A 13,768-nucleotide genomic window follows, 5' to 3' on the forward strand; every position below is an offset into this window, starting at 1 on the left:
CCGAGTCGGCTTGCGGACAGGGAGTTTTTTCAGCATGTCAAGGCAAGCCGGACGGCCCTCCGTCGATTCACGCGGTCCAGCCGGACGCGTGCCGCATCAGGCGCGCTCCTGCGGCTCGCCGTTCAGCACGAGCCGGTACTCGATCTCGGCCTTGAGCGAATCGGAGACCGCGCAGTATTTCTTGCTGCCGAGCTCGATCGCCTTCCAGATCCGGTAGTCCGGGATCCGGCCGTCGACGTGGAACGTGAGCGCGATGTGCGTGAAGCCCGTCGGCGTCTCTGTCTTGCGCGTCCCGTCGGCGATGATGTCGAGCCGGTCGATTTGATCCAGGAAGTGGTCGAGGATCATCGTCACGTCGATGCCGATGCAGCCGGCCAGGCCGGCCAGCAGCAGCTCCATCGGCGTCGCTCCCTTGCCCTCGCCGCCGTAAGCGGGCGTGGCGTCCATGCCGATCGCATAGCCGGAATCCCCCTCGGAGGTAAACGCGCGTTTTCCCTGCCAGGTTGTCGTTACGATCACGTCGATCCGCCTTCTTTCCCTCAAAGTAGTCTTGCCTCGTGCCCTCAGCGCTCTAGCGCTCTCCTTGCAGCTGCCGGATGAACCGCTGCGCGCGTTCGTGACGCGGCGACGCGAAGAAAGCCTCCGGAGCGGCCTCCTCCACGATGCGGCCGCCGTCCAGGAAGACGACGCGGCTCGCCGCCTCGCGGGCGAACTTCATCTCATGCGTGACGACGACCATCGTCATGCCCTCGCGGGCCAGCTCCCGCATGACGGCAAGCACCTCGCCGACAAGCTCCGGATCGAGCGCCGACGTCGGCTCGTCGAACAGCAGGACGGCCGGCTCCGTCGCCAGCGCCCGCGCGATCGCCACGCGCTGCTGCTGGCCGCCCGACAGCCGGGACGGGTAGGCGTCGCGCTTGTCCGACAGGCCGACCCGCGCGAGCAGCCGCTCGCCGATCCGGTCCGCCTCCGCGGCCGCCAGGCCGCGCACGACGCGCAGCGCCTCCGTCACGTTGCCGAGCGCCGTCTTGTGCGGATACAGATTGAACTGCTGGAACACCATCCCTGTCCGCTGCCGGATGCTCCGGAACCGCGCCTCCCGGTCGCGCGGCTTCAGGCCGGCATCGACGATGACGCCTGCCACCTCCACGGTGCCGGAGGTTGGCGTCTCCAGCCCGTTCAGGCAGCGCAGCAGCGTGCTTTTGCCGGATCCGCTCGGGCCGAGCAGCACGACGATCTCGCCTTCCTCCACCTTCAGGTCGATCCCGTCCAGCACGCGCTGCGGACCGAACTGCTTCACCAGCTCCCGCGCCTCGATCATGTCGATCCCTTCCTCCGCTGTCTCTTCAGTACGCCCGCGCCAGGCGGCGCTCCATCGCATGCAGCAGCGTCGTGAACGCCGTGCTCATGACCCAGTACATGACGGCGATGCCGATGTAGAACGGCATGTTCACGTAATACTGGGCGATCAGCAGCTGCGCCGAGCGCAGCAGCTCGGTCACCGTGATGACCGAGACGAGCGACGTCTCCTTCAGCATGCCGACAAACGTATTGCCCATCGGCGGCAGCGCGATGCGCGCGGCCTGAGGCAGGATGATGCGCCGCATGGCCTGCCCCGTCGTCATGCCGGTCGCGTACGCCGCCTCGAGCTGCCCTTTGGGCACCGCCTGGATCGCCCCGCGGAACGTCTCCGACAGGAACGCGCCGACGTTGATGCTGAGCGCGATGACGGCCGCCGTAATCGGGCCGAGCGTGATGCCGTAGTCCACCAGTCCGTAGTAAACGATGACGATCTGCACGAGCGCCGGCGTCCCCCGGATGATCGAGACGTAGACGCGGGCCAGCGCCCGCAGCGGCCACGGCCCCCGCAGCCGCATGAGCGCGACGGCGAGCCCGATCAGCAGGCCGAAAACCATCGACAGCAGCGTGATGAGCAGCGTGTAATACGCGCCCCGGAGCAGGAAGCCGGCGTTGTCGAACACCAGATCCATTCGTCATTCCTCCCGTCGCGGCCGGCTCCGGCCGCGCGTCATTCCGCCGGCGGCTCCTCGCCGAACCATTTGACGAAGATCGTCTTGTACGTTCCGTCTTCCTTGATGCCCGTCAGCGCCTCGTCGATCGCCGCGAGCAGGTCCGGGTTGTCCTTGCGCAGCGCCACTCCCGCCCGATCGGACTTGATCGGCTCGCCGACCGCCTTGATCTGGAAGCCGTTCTTCTCGACGACCGGCTTCAGCGCGTACAGGTTGTTGATCGTGGCGTCGATGCGGCCGGCGTTCAGGTCCTGCAGCGTCGTGATGACGTCGTCGTACGTCATGATCTGGAACTCGCCCACTTCCGGCAGCACGGTCGTGCGCAGGTACGTCTCGTCGTTCGTGCCGAGGCCGACGCCGATCTTGTTCCCTTTGAAGTCCGCCAGCTGCGTGATGGAGTCGTTCTTCTCCTGCACGATCACCTTCACCTGATTGGTGATGTAAGGCTGGGAGAAGTCGATCGCCTTCTTGCGCTCGTCGGTGATCGTCACCTGGCTGATGATGACGTCGATCTTCTTGGCCTGGAGGCTCGGGATGAGGCCCGAGAATTCCTGCGGCGCGAATTCCGCCTGCACGCCGAGGCGCTTCGCGATCTCCTTGGCGATATCGGCGTCGAAGCCGTCGATTTCCTTGTTGTCGTTCAGAAAATTGTACGGCGCATACGTTCCCATCAGGCCGACCTTGAGCACGCCGGCTTTCTTGATGTCGGCGAGCAGGCCGCCATCGGCAGCCGGCTGCTCCGCGCCGGGGCTCGCGGACGGAGCCGGCGAGGCCGCCGGGGCATTGCCGTTCGCGCCGCCGCAGGCCGCCAGCACGGCGGTGGTCGAGATGAGGGCGATCAGCCCGAGCTTCTTGGTCCATTTGGTCATTCGTTCACACACTCCCATAGTCAGGTAAGTTTGGTTCCTTTTCTCTATAAGCTGTCCGACCGTACCGGAATCATGCGCCGGCCGGGCGGATCGAGACGGCCGGCCCTGCCCTGCGCCCGCCAAGCGGCGAACCAGGCCAGCGGCTAGACGCCTCCCGGCAGGCCGTAGAACTCGAATCGCGCCGTCTCGGCGGCAAGCTGCTCGGCCGTGCGGCCGGCGACGCCGCTGCCGGGCAGGCGCGGCGACAGCAGCCAGCGGCCGATCAGCCCCTCCACGAGGCTCATCAGCATCGCCGCCCGCAGCGCCGCATCCATGTCCCTCGGCAGCATGCCGAGCTCCACCGCCCGCTCGATGTTGGCGACGAACGCCTGTTCCAGCGCGAGCCTCGTCTCCGCGATCGCCGCGGACACCGCCTCGCTGCCCTGCAGCCCGCCGAGCAGCAGCTCCATCCATTGGCGGTTGCCCTCCGCGAACCGGTACAGATCCGCGAACAGCTGCTCCGACGCCCGCACCATGTCGGGCAGCGTGCCGCCGCTGCGGCGGTAGCCCTGCGCGATCACTTCGGTCAGCTGGCGGCGCCCTTCGGCGACGAGCTCCAGCGCGACCGCTTCCTTGCTCTTGAAGTGCCAGTAGAACGTGCCCTGCGCGACGCCCGCATCGGCGACGATGTCGGAAATCTTGGCCGCATGGTAGCCATGCCGGGCGAACCGCTGCAGCGCGCAAGCCATCAGCTGCCGACGCCTCTCCGTCTCCACGCCGTGGGACATCCTTCCCCGCCTCCCGATTGACTGGTCAGTCAGTTGATGGTTAAATCCTATAGACAAAGTGGGGTATTGTCAAGGCAAGGACAGAAAAAAACCGTCAGGATCGATATCCTGACGGTCCGTTCCTGCGGCCCTAGCCGCGATGTCCGGCCGCTGCGCCATCGTCCGGCATCAGCCGGTCTCCTCGCCATGCCATAGCTGGCGGAAGCTCTCGCTCGTGCGCAGCAGCTCCTCGGCGCTGCCCTCGGCCTCGATGCGGCCGCCATGCAGCACGATGATATGGTCGGCATGCGCGAGCGCCGCCTTGCGGTGGGAGACGACGAGGCAGGCCGCGTCGCCGCGCTGCCGGAACAACCGCTCCCAAAGGCGGCGCTCCGTCTCGACGTCAAGCGCGCTCGACAGGTCGTCGAACACGTACAGCTGCGCGTCGCGCACGAGCATGCGGGCCGCGGCCGTACGCTGCGCCTGGCCGCCGGACAGCTTGACGCCGCGCGGGCCGACCATCGTGTCGAGGCCGTGCTCCAGCCCGCCGATGTCCTCCTCCATGACGGCGGCATGGAGCGCCCCCGCCACGCTGCCGGGACGCTCGGGCTCTCCGAGCAGGATGTTGTTGCGGAGCCGGTCGCTGTACAGGCGCGGAATCTGCGCCGTGTACGCGCTCTGCGGCGGCACGAAGAAGTCGGCCGGCCGCTCGACGGTCTCGCCGTTCCAGCGGACCTCGCCCGCCTCAGCCGGCAGCAGGCCGAGCAGCGTCCGCACGAGCGTCGTCTTGCCGCTGCCGATCATGCCCGTCACGACGGTGAACGAACCGGCCCGCAGCGTCAGGTCGATGCCCTCGATGCCTCGTCCCGTCTCCGGGAACCGGTAGGTCAGGCCGCGCGCCTCCAGCACCTGCAGCGGCGGAGCCTGGACGGGCGGCGCGAAGTCGTCGTCGAGCCGCACGGAAAGGTCCGATTCCCGGACCGAGGCCGGCGGCGGGCCTGAATTCGGCTCCGCGGCGGCAGCGGCTGCGGTCGGCCGGCTCTCCGATGCTCCCGAAGCGCCGCCGCCCGCCGACGATTCTGCCGGCCCGCTCGGACCCGCCTGCGCGGCGCGCGCCTCTTGCGCCTGCCCGCCGCGCCCCGGCTTGCGGCGGCCGAGCCCGATGTAGGCGGGCTTCGTCAGCAGCTGCGCCGGCGCGCCTTGCAGCATCGACTTGATGCGGCCGAAGCTGACGGCCATCTGCTTGTAATAGGTCATGAAGTTGCCGACGTTGCCGATGAGCTGCGTCACGAACGTCAGGTAGTAGACGAACAGCGCCAGGTCGCCGACCGAGAAGCCGCCGGCGCGCATCTTGTAGCCGGCGAGCAGCAGGATGAGGCCGGTGCCGAGGTTGACGGAGTTGGCGAAGACGGAGGACAGCGCCTCGGTCATCAGCTTGTCCTTGACCATCGTCTGGCGGCGGCGCTCGCTCAGCTGCACGAACCGTCCGACGACGCGCTTCTCCGCGCCTGCGACCTGGATCGCCTGCACGTTGCCGAACATCTCGCTGATCGCTCCGGTCACCTTGGCCGTCGCCTCGCGGCTGGCGGCGCGGTACTTCTGGATGCGGGCGGTCGCGACCTGGGCGGCCGTGACGACGAGGATGAGCGGCACGAACACGAGCACCGTCATCTGCGCGTCGATGGAGATCAGGATCCAGCTCGCCACGCCGACGAAGCCGATGAGGCCGAGCATGTCGACCGACCAGCTGACCGCCTCCTCGGTATGGTCGACGTCGTCGCGGAAGTTGCTGATCGCCTCGCCCGGCGATACCGGAATCGCCCTCGCTCCCGGCTCCTTGAGCACGTGGGCGAGCATGTTGCGGCGCAGCAGCATGCTGATCCGGTAGCGGACGTTGACGTCGGTCAGGAAGCCGACGTAGATGAGGCCGATCCGTCCGAGCGCGGCGGCGACGAGCAGCGCGGCGATCGCGGCGACGCCGTACGGGAAGTCGTAGCTGCCCTCCAGATCGTCGAAGAACGCCTTGGTGAGCAGGCCCGGCACGAGCGGAGCCATATGGATGAGCGACCAGAAAATGAGGTTGAGCGCGTACAGCCCCGGCCGATAGCGGATCAGCGACCAGAAGAAGCTTCTTGTCTTCATGCCAGCACCTCCTCCATTCCGACGGCGAGCATCCGGCTGAAGCGCGATTCCGGGTCGCCGGCCAGCTGCTCGCGTCCGCCGCTCTCCAGCACCCGTCCGTTCTCCAGGATGAGGATGCGGTCGGCGCGCTGCACGGTCGCGAGCCGATGCGCGATGATGATGCACGTCTTCTCCTGCAGCAGGCGGGTGATCGCCAGCTCGATGCGCGTCTCCGTCAGCGGGTCGAGCCGCGAGCTCGCCTCGTCGAGGATGACGAGCCCCGGATCGGTCAGGAACACGCGGGCGAACGCGAGCAGCTGCCCCTCGCCGGCCGACAGGCTGCCTCCGCCGGAGGCGAGCACGGTGTCCAGGCCGTCCGGCAGCGAGTCGTGCCAGGCGCCCAGCCCGAGCTCATGCAGCACCTCGGAAATCCGGGCGTCGGGGATCGAGTCGTCGAACAGCGTCAGGTTGTCGCGTACGCTGCCCTCGAGGATCTCGATGTTCTGCGTGACGAGCGCGACCTTGCGCCGCAGCTCGTGCAGCTTGAGCTCGCGCAGGTCGACGCCGCCGAGGCGGATGCCGCCGGCCTGCGGATCATAGAAGCGCAGCAGCAGCCGGGCAAGCGTCGTCTTGCCGCTGCCGGTGCGTCCGAGCAGGCCGAGCGTCTGGCCGGGCTCGAGCCGCAGCTGCAGGCGGTGCAGCGTATTGCGGCCGCCTTGCTCGTACGCGAATTCCATGTCGTGGAATTCGACGGACAACGGCCCGGCCGGCAGCTCCGCGCCGGGGCCGTCCTGGATCTTGGGCTGGGTCGCCAGCAGCTCCCGCACGCGCAGCAGGCTGGCGTCGGCCTTTTGCAGATCCTCGAGCTGGGTGCGGATCTTCTCGATCGGCTTGGCGAGCTGCTCGGTATAGTAGAACACGAGATAGATCGAGCCGATCGTCAGCCCTCCTTGACCGCTCTTCCAGAGCCAGGCGCAGACGAGGAACGCGGCGGCGTTGCCGAGCGCGAAGACGAGGATCGTCGTGCTCCACATCATGCAGAAGCCGAGAAACGCCCGCAGCCGGACAGGCAGCATGCGTCGGGTCAGGTCGTAGAACCGGTTCATGACGTAGCCGGCCGCGCCGTTGGCGCGCGTGTCCTCCGTTCCCTCCAGATGCTCGCCGATGAAGCCGTAGAGCTCGGCGTTCATCTCGCGCCAGCGCTTCCAGACCGGCACGGCGAAGCGGCGGATCCACTGGATGACGTACACCGCCCCGATGACGAAGGCGGTCATGACGAGCCCGATCCACATGTTCTCGCGGAACAGCAGCGCCAGGATGCCGACCATGAGCACGAGGTTGCCGGCGAGGTGGATGATGAAGCTGGAGAAGAAGTTCGCCAGCGCGTTCACGTCTCCGTCCACCCGCTCGATGAGCGAGCCGGACGTCTGCGTCTTGTGGAAGCTCATGTCGAGCGACAGGCAGTGCTCCGCGAGCTCCGCGCGCAGCTGGTTCGTCGTCGACCAGCCGAGATTCTCGCTGAAATAAGCCGCCGCCACCGATACGCCCTGCTGCACGAGGGAGAACAGGATGAAGAAGCCGGCCGCCCAATACAGCGCCGTCAGCTTTCCGTCCCCCTGGGCGGCATCGATGAAGTAGCGGATGATCTGCGGATTGACCAGCTGCAGGCCGATCGACAGCAGCAGCAGCGCGGCCAGCCAGCCGAGCAGCCGCTTCTGCGGCAGCACGTAGCGCCCCAGCATCTCGCGGTAGACGCGCCAGCCGCCGATGCTCCGCCCTTCCTTCTGTTCCCCTTTCACACGAACACTTCCTTCCATTCCGTAACTCTACTTCAGCCGCTCTGGGGCCGTCAATGCCTAAATCGGCCTAAACAAAACTGGCGGATTACCCCGTCCGACGACGGATATGGTATCGTAGGAAAAACCAGACCCAACAAGCCCTATTAAGAGGAAGGAAGATTCCCATGTTCCATACGACGGCCTATGAAGGCACGCGCGAGCAGCAATACGAAACGGTCACCCGCCAGCTGCAGGCGCTCATCGAAGACGAGCCGAGCCTGATCGCCAACCTGGCCAACGCCTCGGCGCTGCTCGGCCAGTTCCTGACCGAGATCAACTGGGTCGGGTTCTACCTGCTGGACGACAAAGGCCTCGTGCTCGGTCCGTTCCAGGGCCTGCCGGCCTGCGTCCGCATCCCGGTCGGCCGCGGCGTCTGCGGGACGGCGGCCGAGCGCAAGGAGACGGTCGTCGTGCCCGACGTGCACGCTTTCCCCGGCCATATCGCCTGCGACGCCGCCTCCCGCTCGGAGATCGTCGTGCCGCTGCTCGCGGAGGACGGCAGTCTGATCGGCGTGCTCGACATCGACAGCCCCGTCACGGACCGGTTCGACGAAACCGACCGCGTCCATCTGGAGCGCTTCGCGGCCTTGCTGACAGCGGGGCGCTGAATCCGGAGCCCCGACCCCGCCGGCGAAGCCATCGTCGGCTGGACCTTCCTACAAGAGGTGACTTCAGATGTCTGTTCTCGTAGATGCCTTGAATTCAAGCAAAAAGCTGGAAATCAACTGCCGAAGCCCTTACCGGTCTCCGAACCAAAGCTGCTATCTCGACCTGTCCTACTCTATGGATGACGGCGCCAGCTGGACATCCACGTCCATTCTCTGGACCGTCCATACGTGGACGAGCTTCCTGGAAATGCTTGAGAAATTTCCCTTCGAAAAATACGACGGCTATTTCTCGCACTACGAAGAAACGTTCGAATGGCATTGGGTTCAGGAAGAGGCATCCGATCGCTATTCCATCTTCATCTTTCTGAAAGGCATGAACTCGACCTTCAAGGCGGCGCCGCAGCAGCTGCACGAGCTGGCCGCCGGCTTGAAGAGAGACTGGAAGCTCGCCCGCAAAGCCGCGATGCCGGCGGAGAAGCCCCGCTCCTCCTGACGCCCCAGCCTTTTTCGGCGCTCGCTCGTTCAGAGGGATAGATTGCACCTGACAAGGAGCGTGCGAAAATGGAAGATACGTGGTCCGGCCCGAAGCGGCCGCTGCGGCTCAAGGCGGCGATGCTGCTCGATTTCGGACGGAAGCAGGCGCTCAGCTGCGTGTTCCCCGTGCTGATCTTCGCCTCGCTCGGCTTCACGAAGCTCGTCGACGTGCCGGGCATCGCCCGCTACGACCTGCTGCTCCTGCTCTGCCTGGCGATCCAGGCGGCCATGCTGCTGCTGCGGCTGGAGACGGCGCGCGAGCTGCAGGTCGTGCTGCTGTTCCATCTCATCGGGCTCGCGCTCGAGCTGTTCAAGGTGCGGATGGGCTCGTGGAGCTACCCGGGCGAAGCGTGGAGCAAGGTCGGCGGCGTGCCGCTGTACAGCGGCTTCATGTATGCCAGCGTCGCCAGCTACATGTGCCAGGCGTGGCGCAGGCTGGACCTGAGCTTCCGCGGCTGGCCCGACCTGCGGCTGTCGACGGGGCTGGCGCTGCTCGCCTATGCGAACTTCTTCACGCATCACTGGCTGCCGGATCTGCGGTGGTGGCTGACGGCGATGATCTTCGCCGCGTTCTGGCGAGCGAGCGTGTCCTATACGGCAGGCGGACAAAGGCTGAAGATGCCGGTGCTGGCGAGCTTCGCCCTCATCGCCCTGTTCATCTGGCTGGCCGAAAACGTCTCGACGTTCCTCGGCGCGTGGGCCTATCCCGATCAGCGGCTCGGCTGGAGCCTCGTCCACTGGGGCAAGCTGAGCAGCTGGTTCCTGCTCGTCATCCTCAGCCTGCTGCTGGTGTACGCGCTGAAGCGGCGCTTCCCGCCCGCTGCGGACAACCGATCGGAGCCGAGGTGACGAAGCGCATGACGGCCTTCGCCGTCATGCGCCGTAGGCTGCGGCTGCGCGGACCGTCGACGGCAGGGCACGGCCTGGCAGCGGAAAGCCGGCAAAAAAAGGACGGAAGCGGCATTCGCCCGCTTCCGTCCTTTTTGCATGCGCCCCTAGGCGATGCCGTAGCGCTCCGTCAGCACATGGAGATGATGCAGCTCGTGCCCGGCGATGACGCAGGCGACCAGCAGCGCGGTGTGCGGAATCCCGTTGGCCGTGCCCGCGCGCTCCCAGTCGCCCGGCGCCAGTCCCCGCAGCAGCGACAGCGTCGCCTCGCGCACTGCCGCGTAGTCGGCGAGCGCCTGCGGCAGCGTCCACGATTCGAATGGAGCCGCCGCGACATACGCGTCCTCCTCGAAGCCCGGCAGCGGCGCCTTCTCTCCTCGCGCGATGGACAGCAGCCGGAAGCCCAGGATGCGCTCGGTATCGGCCAGATGGCCGACGATCTGGCGCACGCTCCACTTCTCCGGAGCGTAGCGATGGTCCGCCTGCTCCTCGCTCAGCGCGCCGAGCCGCGCCAGCGTCCGCTCCCTCTGCTCCGCGAGAAGCTTCACGAGATCGCCTTGAGGCACGCGAGCCAGATAAGGTACTTCATAAGCCGGCACGGTGGCCGGATCGGGTCTTTTGTCCATGAAAAAAACCGCCCTTCGCAAAAGAAAGTTCCCTTTCTTTTCGCCGGACGGCTTGAAAAATCCTGCATGACGGCTCAGCCGCTCACTCGTCCTTGAAGCGGAACGAGCGGGCCAGGTACAGCACCGGCGTGGAAGCGACGGAGATGACGAACTTGAGCACGTACGTCGTCAGGAAGATCTGGATCCAGATTTCCCATGGGTATTCCGGATGGAAGGCGAACGCGATCGTGCAGAATACGAGCGAGTCGACGAACTGGCTCAGGATCGTGCTGCCGTTGATCCGGATCCAGAACTGGCTGCGGCCGCCGAAGCGGCGCTTCAGCGCCGAGAATACCCGCACGTCGAGGAACTGGCTGACCAGATACGCGCTGAGCGAGGCGAGCGCCAGCCGGGGCATCAGGCCGAAGATGACGCTCAGCGGCTCATGGGCGAAGTCGCCCTCCGCCGGATCGAACGCCAGCACCATCTGCATGAGCACCGTCGTGGCGAGCAGCGTGAAGAAGCCGAACCAGACCGCCTTGCGCGCCTCCGAGCCGCCGTAGCGCTCGTTGATGAGGTCGGTCGTCATGTAGAGCGACGCATAGATCGTATTGCCGAGCGTCATGACGATGCCGAACATCTGGATCGTCTCGGTCACCTGGATGTTGGCGATGACGGTCGCGAAGCCGATCCAGGCGTACAGGCCCATTTTCCCGAACAGCCGGAAGCAGGCCAGAAACAGCACGAAGTTGACGAGGACGAAGAAGACGCCCCAATAGAAATTGAACATGATTCCTCCCTAGTTTTGGTTACGCGGGATGGTCTCGAACCGCGTCCGGCAGCGGTAGTCGCGTGCGCAGCCGGCATTGCTCATGCCGATCACCGCCTTGCGCCTGCCGAAAAAACCTGGTCTATCATAGCACAGCCGAAGCGCGTCAAAAAGAGGGAGGCTGAAATTCCCTCCCTCTGCGTCGCCAGCCAGATCGCCCACGAATCGCGCGTGCAGCCTGACAAAGTAATGCTCGGTATGACTATATTCCGGATCGAGCTTCAACAGATGGCCGACCGGGTTGCCCGGGAACGCCGGCCGAGTAGGCAGGGCTCGACTCCTCTCGACTCCCGTTTTACGAGATGGACAGACCGGCGCTGGCATACCCCGCCACCGTGTTGACGAGGGTGAGGCCTGCGGCCGTCGCGCTGAAGACGAGCAGCAGCCGTTCCTGCGGCGTGACCGGGATCGCCAGTCCGGTGACGATGCCGTTCGAGATCGAGCCGAGCGAGATCACGCCGGTTAATGCCGGTGCGAGGGTCACGGTGGTCCCTGCGACCGGATTGAAGATGTTGTCCGGCGTCGTGGAGCTGTACAGCGTCGCCGTGATGGTAATCGTCGTTCCGACCAGGCTGAGGGCGGCTGTCGTGCTGAAGTAAGCCGACAATGCCGTGATCGTCCCGGCGCGCGGGACGGAAAAGGCGAAGTTGAGCAGCGTGCCCGCCGCCCCGGTCAGGTCGATCGTGGTGCCGACGAGGCTCACGCCCGTGGCGGAGCTGCCGAAGCCGACAAGCGAAGCCGTTCCGGCGAGTCCGCCGAGGACCGTCGTCAGCACCGCAGGCAGGCCGGAGGCGAACGGAATGATCGCCCCGGAACCGGCGACGCCCGTCGTGCCGGTGACGCCTGTCGTGCCGGTGACGCCTGTCGTGCCGGTGACGCCCGTCGTCCCGGTGACGCCTGTCGTACCGGTCGCTCCGATCAATCCGACGGCTCCTGTCACGCCGGTCGGGCCGGTCGGGCCGGTCACCGATAGTCCTGCCGCCCCTGTCACGCCGGTCGCGCCGGTCGCGCCGGTCGCGCCGGTCGTGCCGGTCGCGCCGGTCACCGACAACCCCGCCGCTCCTGTCGCGCCGGTAAGGCCGATCGCCCCCGCGACTCCTGTCGCTCCTGTCGGTCCGGTCGGCCCGGTCGGGCCGGCCAGTCCGATCGCACCTGCCGCGCCTGTCGGACCGGTCGGTCCAGTTGCTCCTGTCGAGCTGGCCGTGCCCGCCGGTCCCGTGGGACCGGTCGCGCCCGCAGCGCCGGTCGCTCCTGCGGCACCGGTCGTCCCTGCGGCGCCGGTCGCCCCTGCGGCGCCGGTCGTCCCTGTGGCGCCCGAGCTGCCCGCCGCTCCTGCCGGACCGACCGCTCCGGCTGCGCCAGCCTGGCCTGCAGCGCCTTGCGGGCCGGCGATGCCCGGAGGACCCGGCGGTCCCGGCGGGCCGGGCGGTCCCGGCGGTCCCGATCCGCCCGCTCCGCCGGTCGGAATGGAAGCCGCCTCAATGCCGGCTAGCCGCAGCCGCGACACCCACCCGTCCTTGACCGCATTCGTCACGCAGCTGAGCAGCACGACCGCGAGCAGCTGCTCCAGCAGCTGCTGCACCGCTGCGATGACAGCGGCCGTCCAGCTCCCGGCGCGTGCCGTCGTCTCGACCGCCAGCTCCGCGGCGGCAAGCAGATGAGCCTTCTCCCGTCGCGGCATCGTCAGGTCGATCGCCAGCTGTTGCAGCTGCCTGAGCTCCGTGGTCAGCCGACCGGACGGCGGCGATGCTGCCGGCGACGCCAGCGCGGCGTCGATGCCTTCCAGGATCGCCTCCAGCCGGTCGGCCTGCTCCGGCCGAATCGGCACGATGCATGTGGTTCCCGACTTCCGCGAAGCCTTGCAGTCGGACACCTTATGCGGCCTCCGAGAACGGATGGAAGACCGTCCGTCGTTTGCATTCCCCATTTTACACGCTCCCCTCCCGTTATTCTGCTCATAGGTATGCGCCCCGCGCCGGTTCGAGAATCGCTTCTTGCCGCCGCTTGTCCGCATGCAAAAAAATCCGTCCGCTCCCTTGGCCGGGCAAGGGAGCGGACGGACGGGCAAGCGACGCGGTCGGAGGACGCCCCTCCGCCTACGCTGCATCAGATGAGGCTCTTGATCGCCATCATCGCGTCGATCGGCGGATGCTCGGCCCCGAACGCGTCGACGAAGGCGATGTTGGAGCCGTCGTGAAAGCCTTCCATGAGCAGAATCTCGTAGCCGAGCGCCTCGAGCTCCTCCGGCTCCCAGCCGCTGCGATGGGTTTGGTAATGCTCGCCGTTCAGACCGTAGTGGTCGATGCTCTCCTGCGGGAAAAAGCCGCGCGGAGTGAACAGGATGACCCGCTCGCGAGCGACCGACTCCGCCTGCCGGATCAGCTCGTAGCCGTCCCTTTTGTCCAGATGCTCCAGCACGTCGACCATCGTCACCGCCGTGAATGAGTTCGGAACGAACAGGCGGCCGATCTCGAGCGCATCGGCGTGGAGCGGCACGACAAGGGGCAGGCGGGCGGCCACGTGCTCCAGGTAAGGCCGATGAACGTCGAGCGCGACGATCTTGCGCGCGTCCATCGAGCCCAGCAGGATGCCGGGTCCGCAGCCGATGTCGAGCAGCGTCTCCGCGCCCGCGATCATGCCGTTCAAAAACCCGAGAAAATCCTTGCTTGCCGTTCGTTGAATCATGATGGCTCCTCCTTC

14 protein-coding genes are annotated in these 13,768 nt (G+C 66.6%); 3 read left to right on the forward strand and 11 right to left on the reverse strand.

Annotated features, from left to right (window positions below; translation table 11 throughout):
* Positions 1-96: 96 nt before the first annotated feature.
* The 7 genes from HGI30_RS21905 to HGI30_RS21935 form a co-directional block, all read right to left on the reverse strand.
* Positions 97-519 (reverse strand): OsmC family protein, encoded by a 423-nt coding sequence (locus HGI30_RS21905; RefSeq protein ID WP_168909445.1) that lies wholly within the window; start codon positions 517-519, stop codon positions 97-99.
* A 52-nt stretch (positions 520-571) separates the two neighbouring features.
* Positions 572-1,321, reverse strand: a complete 750-nt coding sequence (locus tag HGI30_RS21910; RefSeq protein WP_168909446.1) for an amino acid ABC transporter ATP-binding protein — start codon at positions 1,319-1,321, stop codon at positions 572-574.
* Positions 1,322-1,346: 25 nt separating this feature from the next.
* The gene (locus HGI30_RS21915; RefSeq protein WP_168909447.1) at positions 1,347-1,991 is read right to left on the reverse strand and encodes an amino acid ABC transporter permease; all 645 of its coding nucleotides are present in this window, start codon (positions 1,989-1,991) and stop codon (positions 1,347-1,349) included.
* 38 nt (positions 1,992-2,029) lie between these two features.
* Positions 2,030-2,899: a transporter substrate-binding domain-containing protein gene (locus HGI30_RS21920; protein ID WP_168909448.1), complete on the reverse strand. Its 870-nt coding sequence runs from the start codon at positions 2,897-2,899 to the stop codon at positions 2,030-2,032.
* Between the two features lie 143 nt (positions 2,900-3,042).
* The gene (locus tag HGI30_RS21925; protein WP_168909449.1) at positions 3,043-3,666 is read right to left on the reverse strand and encodes a TetR/AcrR family transcriptional regulator; all 624 of its coding nucleotides are present in this window, start codon (positions 3,664-3,666) and stop codon (positions 3,043-3,045) included.
* Between the two features lie 168 nt (positions 3,667-3,834).
* Entirely contained in the window at positions 3,835-5,787 is a 1,953-nt protein-coding gene (locus HGI30_RS21930; RefSeq protein WP_168909450.1) for an ABC transporter ATP-binding protein, read from the reverse strand.
* The gene (locus HGI30_RS21935; protein ID WP_206110116.1) at positions 5,784-7,508 is read right to left on the reverse strand and encodes an ABC transporter ATP-binding protein; all 1,725 of its coding nucleotides are present in this window, start codon (positions 7,506-7,508) and stop codon (positions 5,784-5,786) included. The genes HGI30_RS21930 and HGI30_RS21935 overlap by 4 nt, the downstream gene beginning before the upstream one ends.
* A gap of 221 nt (positions 7,509-7,729) precedes the next feature.
* Here HGI30_RS21935 and HGI30_RS21940 point away from each other — a divergent pair, with 221 nt between their 5' ends.
* From HGI30_RS21940 to HGI30_RS21950, 3 genes are all read left to right on the forward strand, one after another.
* Positions 7,730-8,212 carry a GAF domain-containing protein gene (locus HGI30_RS21940; protein WP_168909452.1) on the forward strand — a complete coding sequence of 161 codons (483 nt, stop codon included), beginning with the start codon at positions 7,730-7,732 and terminating at the stop codon, positions 8,210-8,212.
* Between the two features lie 67 nt (positions 8,213-8,279).
* A complete protein-coding gene (locus HGI30_RS21945; RefSeq protein WP_168909453.1) occupies positions 8,280-8,705 on the forward strand; it encodes a hypothetical protein in 426 nt (141 codons plus the stop codon).
* Between the two features lie 68 nt (positions 8,706-8,773).
* Positions 8,774-9,595, forward strand: coding sequence for a DUF817 domain-containing protein (locus tag HGI30_RS21950; protein ID WP_206109971.1), 822 nt, complete (start codon positions 8,774-8,776; stop codon positions 9,593-9,595).
* 146 nt (positions 9,596-9,741) lie between these two features.
* Here the strand turns inward: HGI30_RS21950 and HGI30_RS21955 are convergent, their stop codons facing one another.
* From HGI30_RS21955 to HGI30_RS21970, 4 genes are all read right to left on the reverse strand, one after another.
* On the reverse strand, positions 9,742-10,260 hold the full coding sequence (locus HGI30_RS21955; RefSeq protein ID WP_168909454.1) for a DinB family protein: 519 nt from the start codon (positions 10,258-10,260) through the stop codon (positions 9,742-9,744).
* An 82-nt stretch (positions 10,261-10,342) separates the two neighbouring features.
* Positions 10,343-11,029, reverse strand: coding sequence for a queuosine precursor transporter (locus tag HGI30_RS21960; RefSeq protein ID WP_168909455.1), 687 nt, complete (start codon positions 11,027-11,029; stop codon positions 10,343-10,345).
* Positions 11,030-11,363: 334 nt separating this feature from the next.
* Positions 11,364-12,995, reverse strand: a complete 1,632-nt coding sequence (locus HGI30_RS23400; RefSeq protein ID WP_407944999.1) for an exosporium glycoprotein BclB-related protein — start codon at positions 12,993-12,995, stop codon at positions 11,364-11,366.
* A gap of 179 nt (positions 12,996-13,174) precedes the next feature.
* Positions 13,175-13,753, reverse strand: coding sequence for a class I SAM-dependent methyltransferase (locus tag HGI30_RS21970; RefSeq protein ID WP_168909457.1), 579 nt, complete (start codon positions 13,751-13,753; stop codon positions 13,175-13,177).
* Positions 13,754-13,768: the final 15 nt, after the last annotated feature.

The organism is Paenibacillus albicereus (assembly GCF_012676905.1).
GTDB classification, from domain to species: Bacteria; Bacillota; Bacilli; order Paenibacillales; family Paenibacillaceae; genus Paenibacillus_O; species Paenibacillus_O albicereus.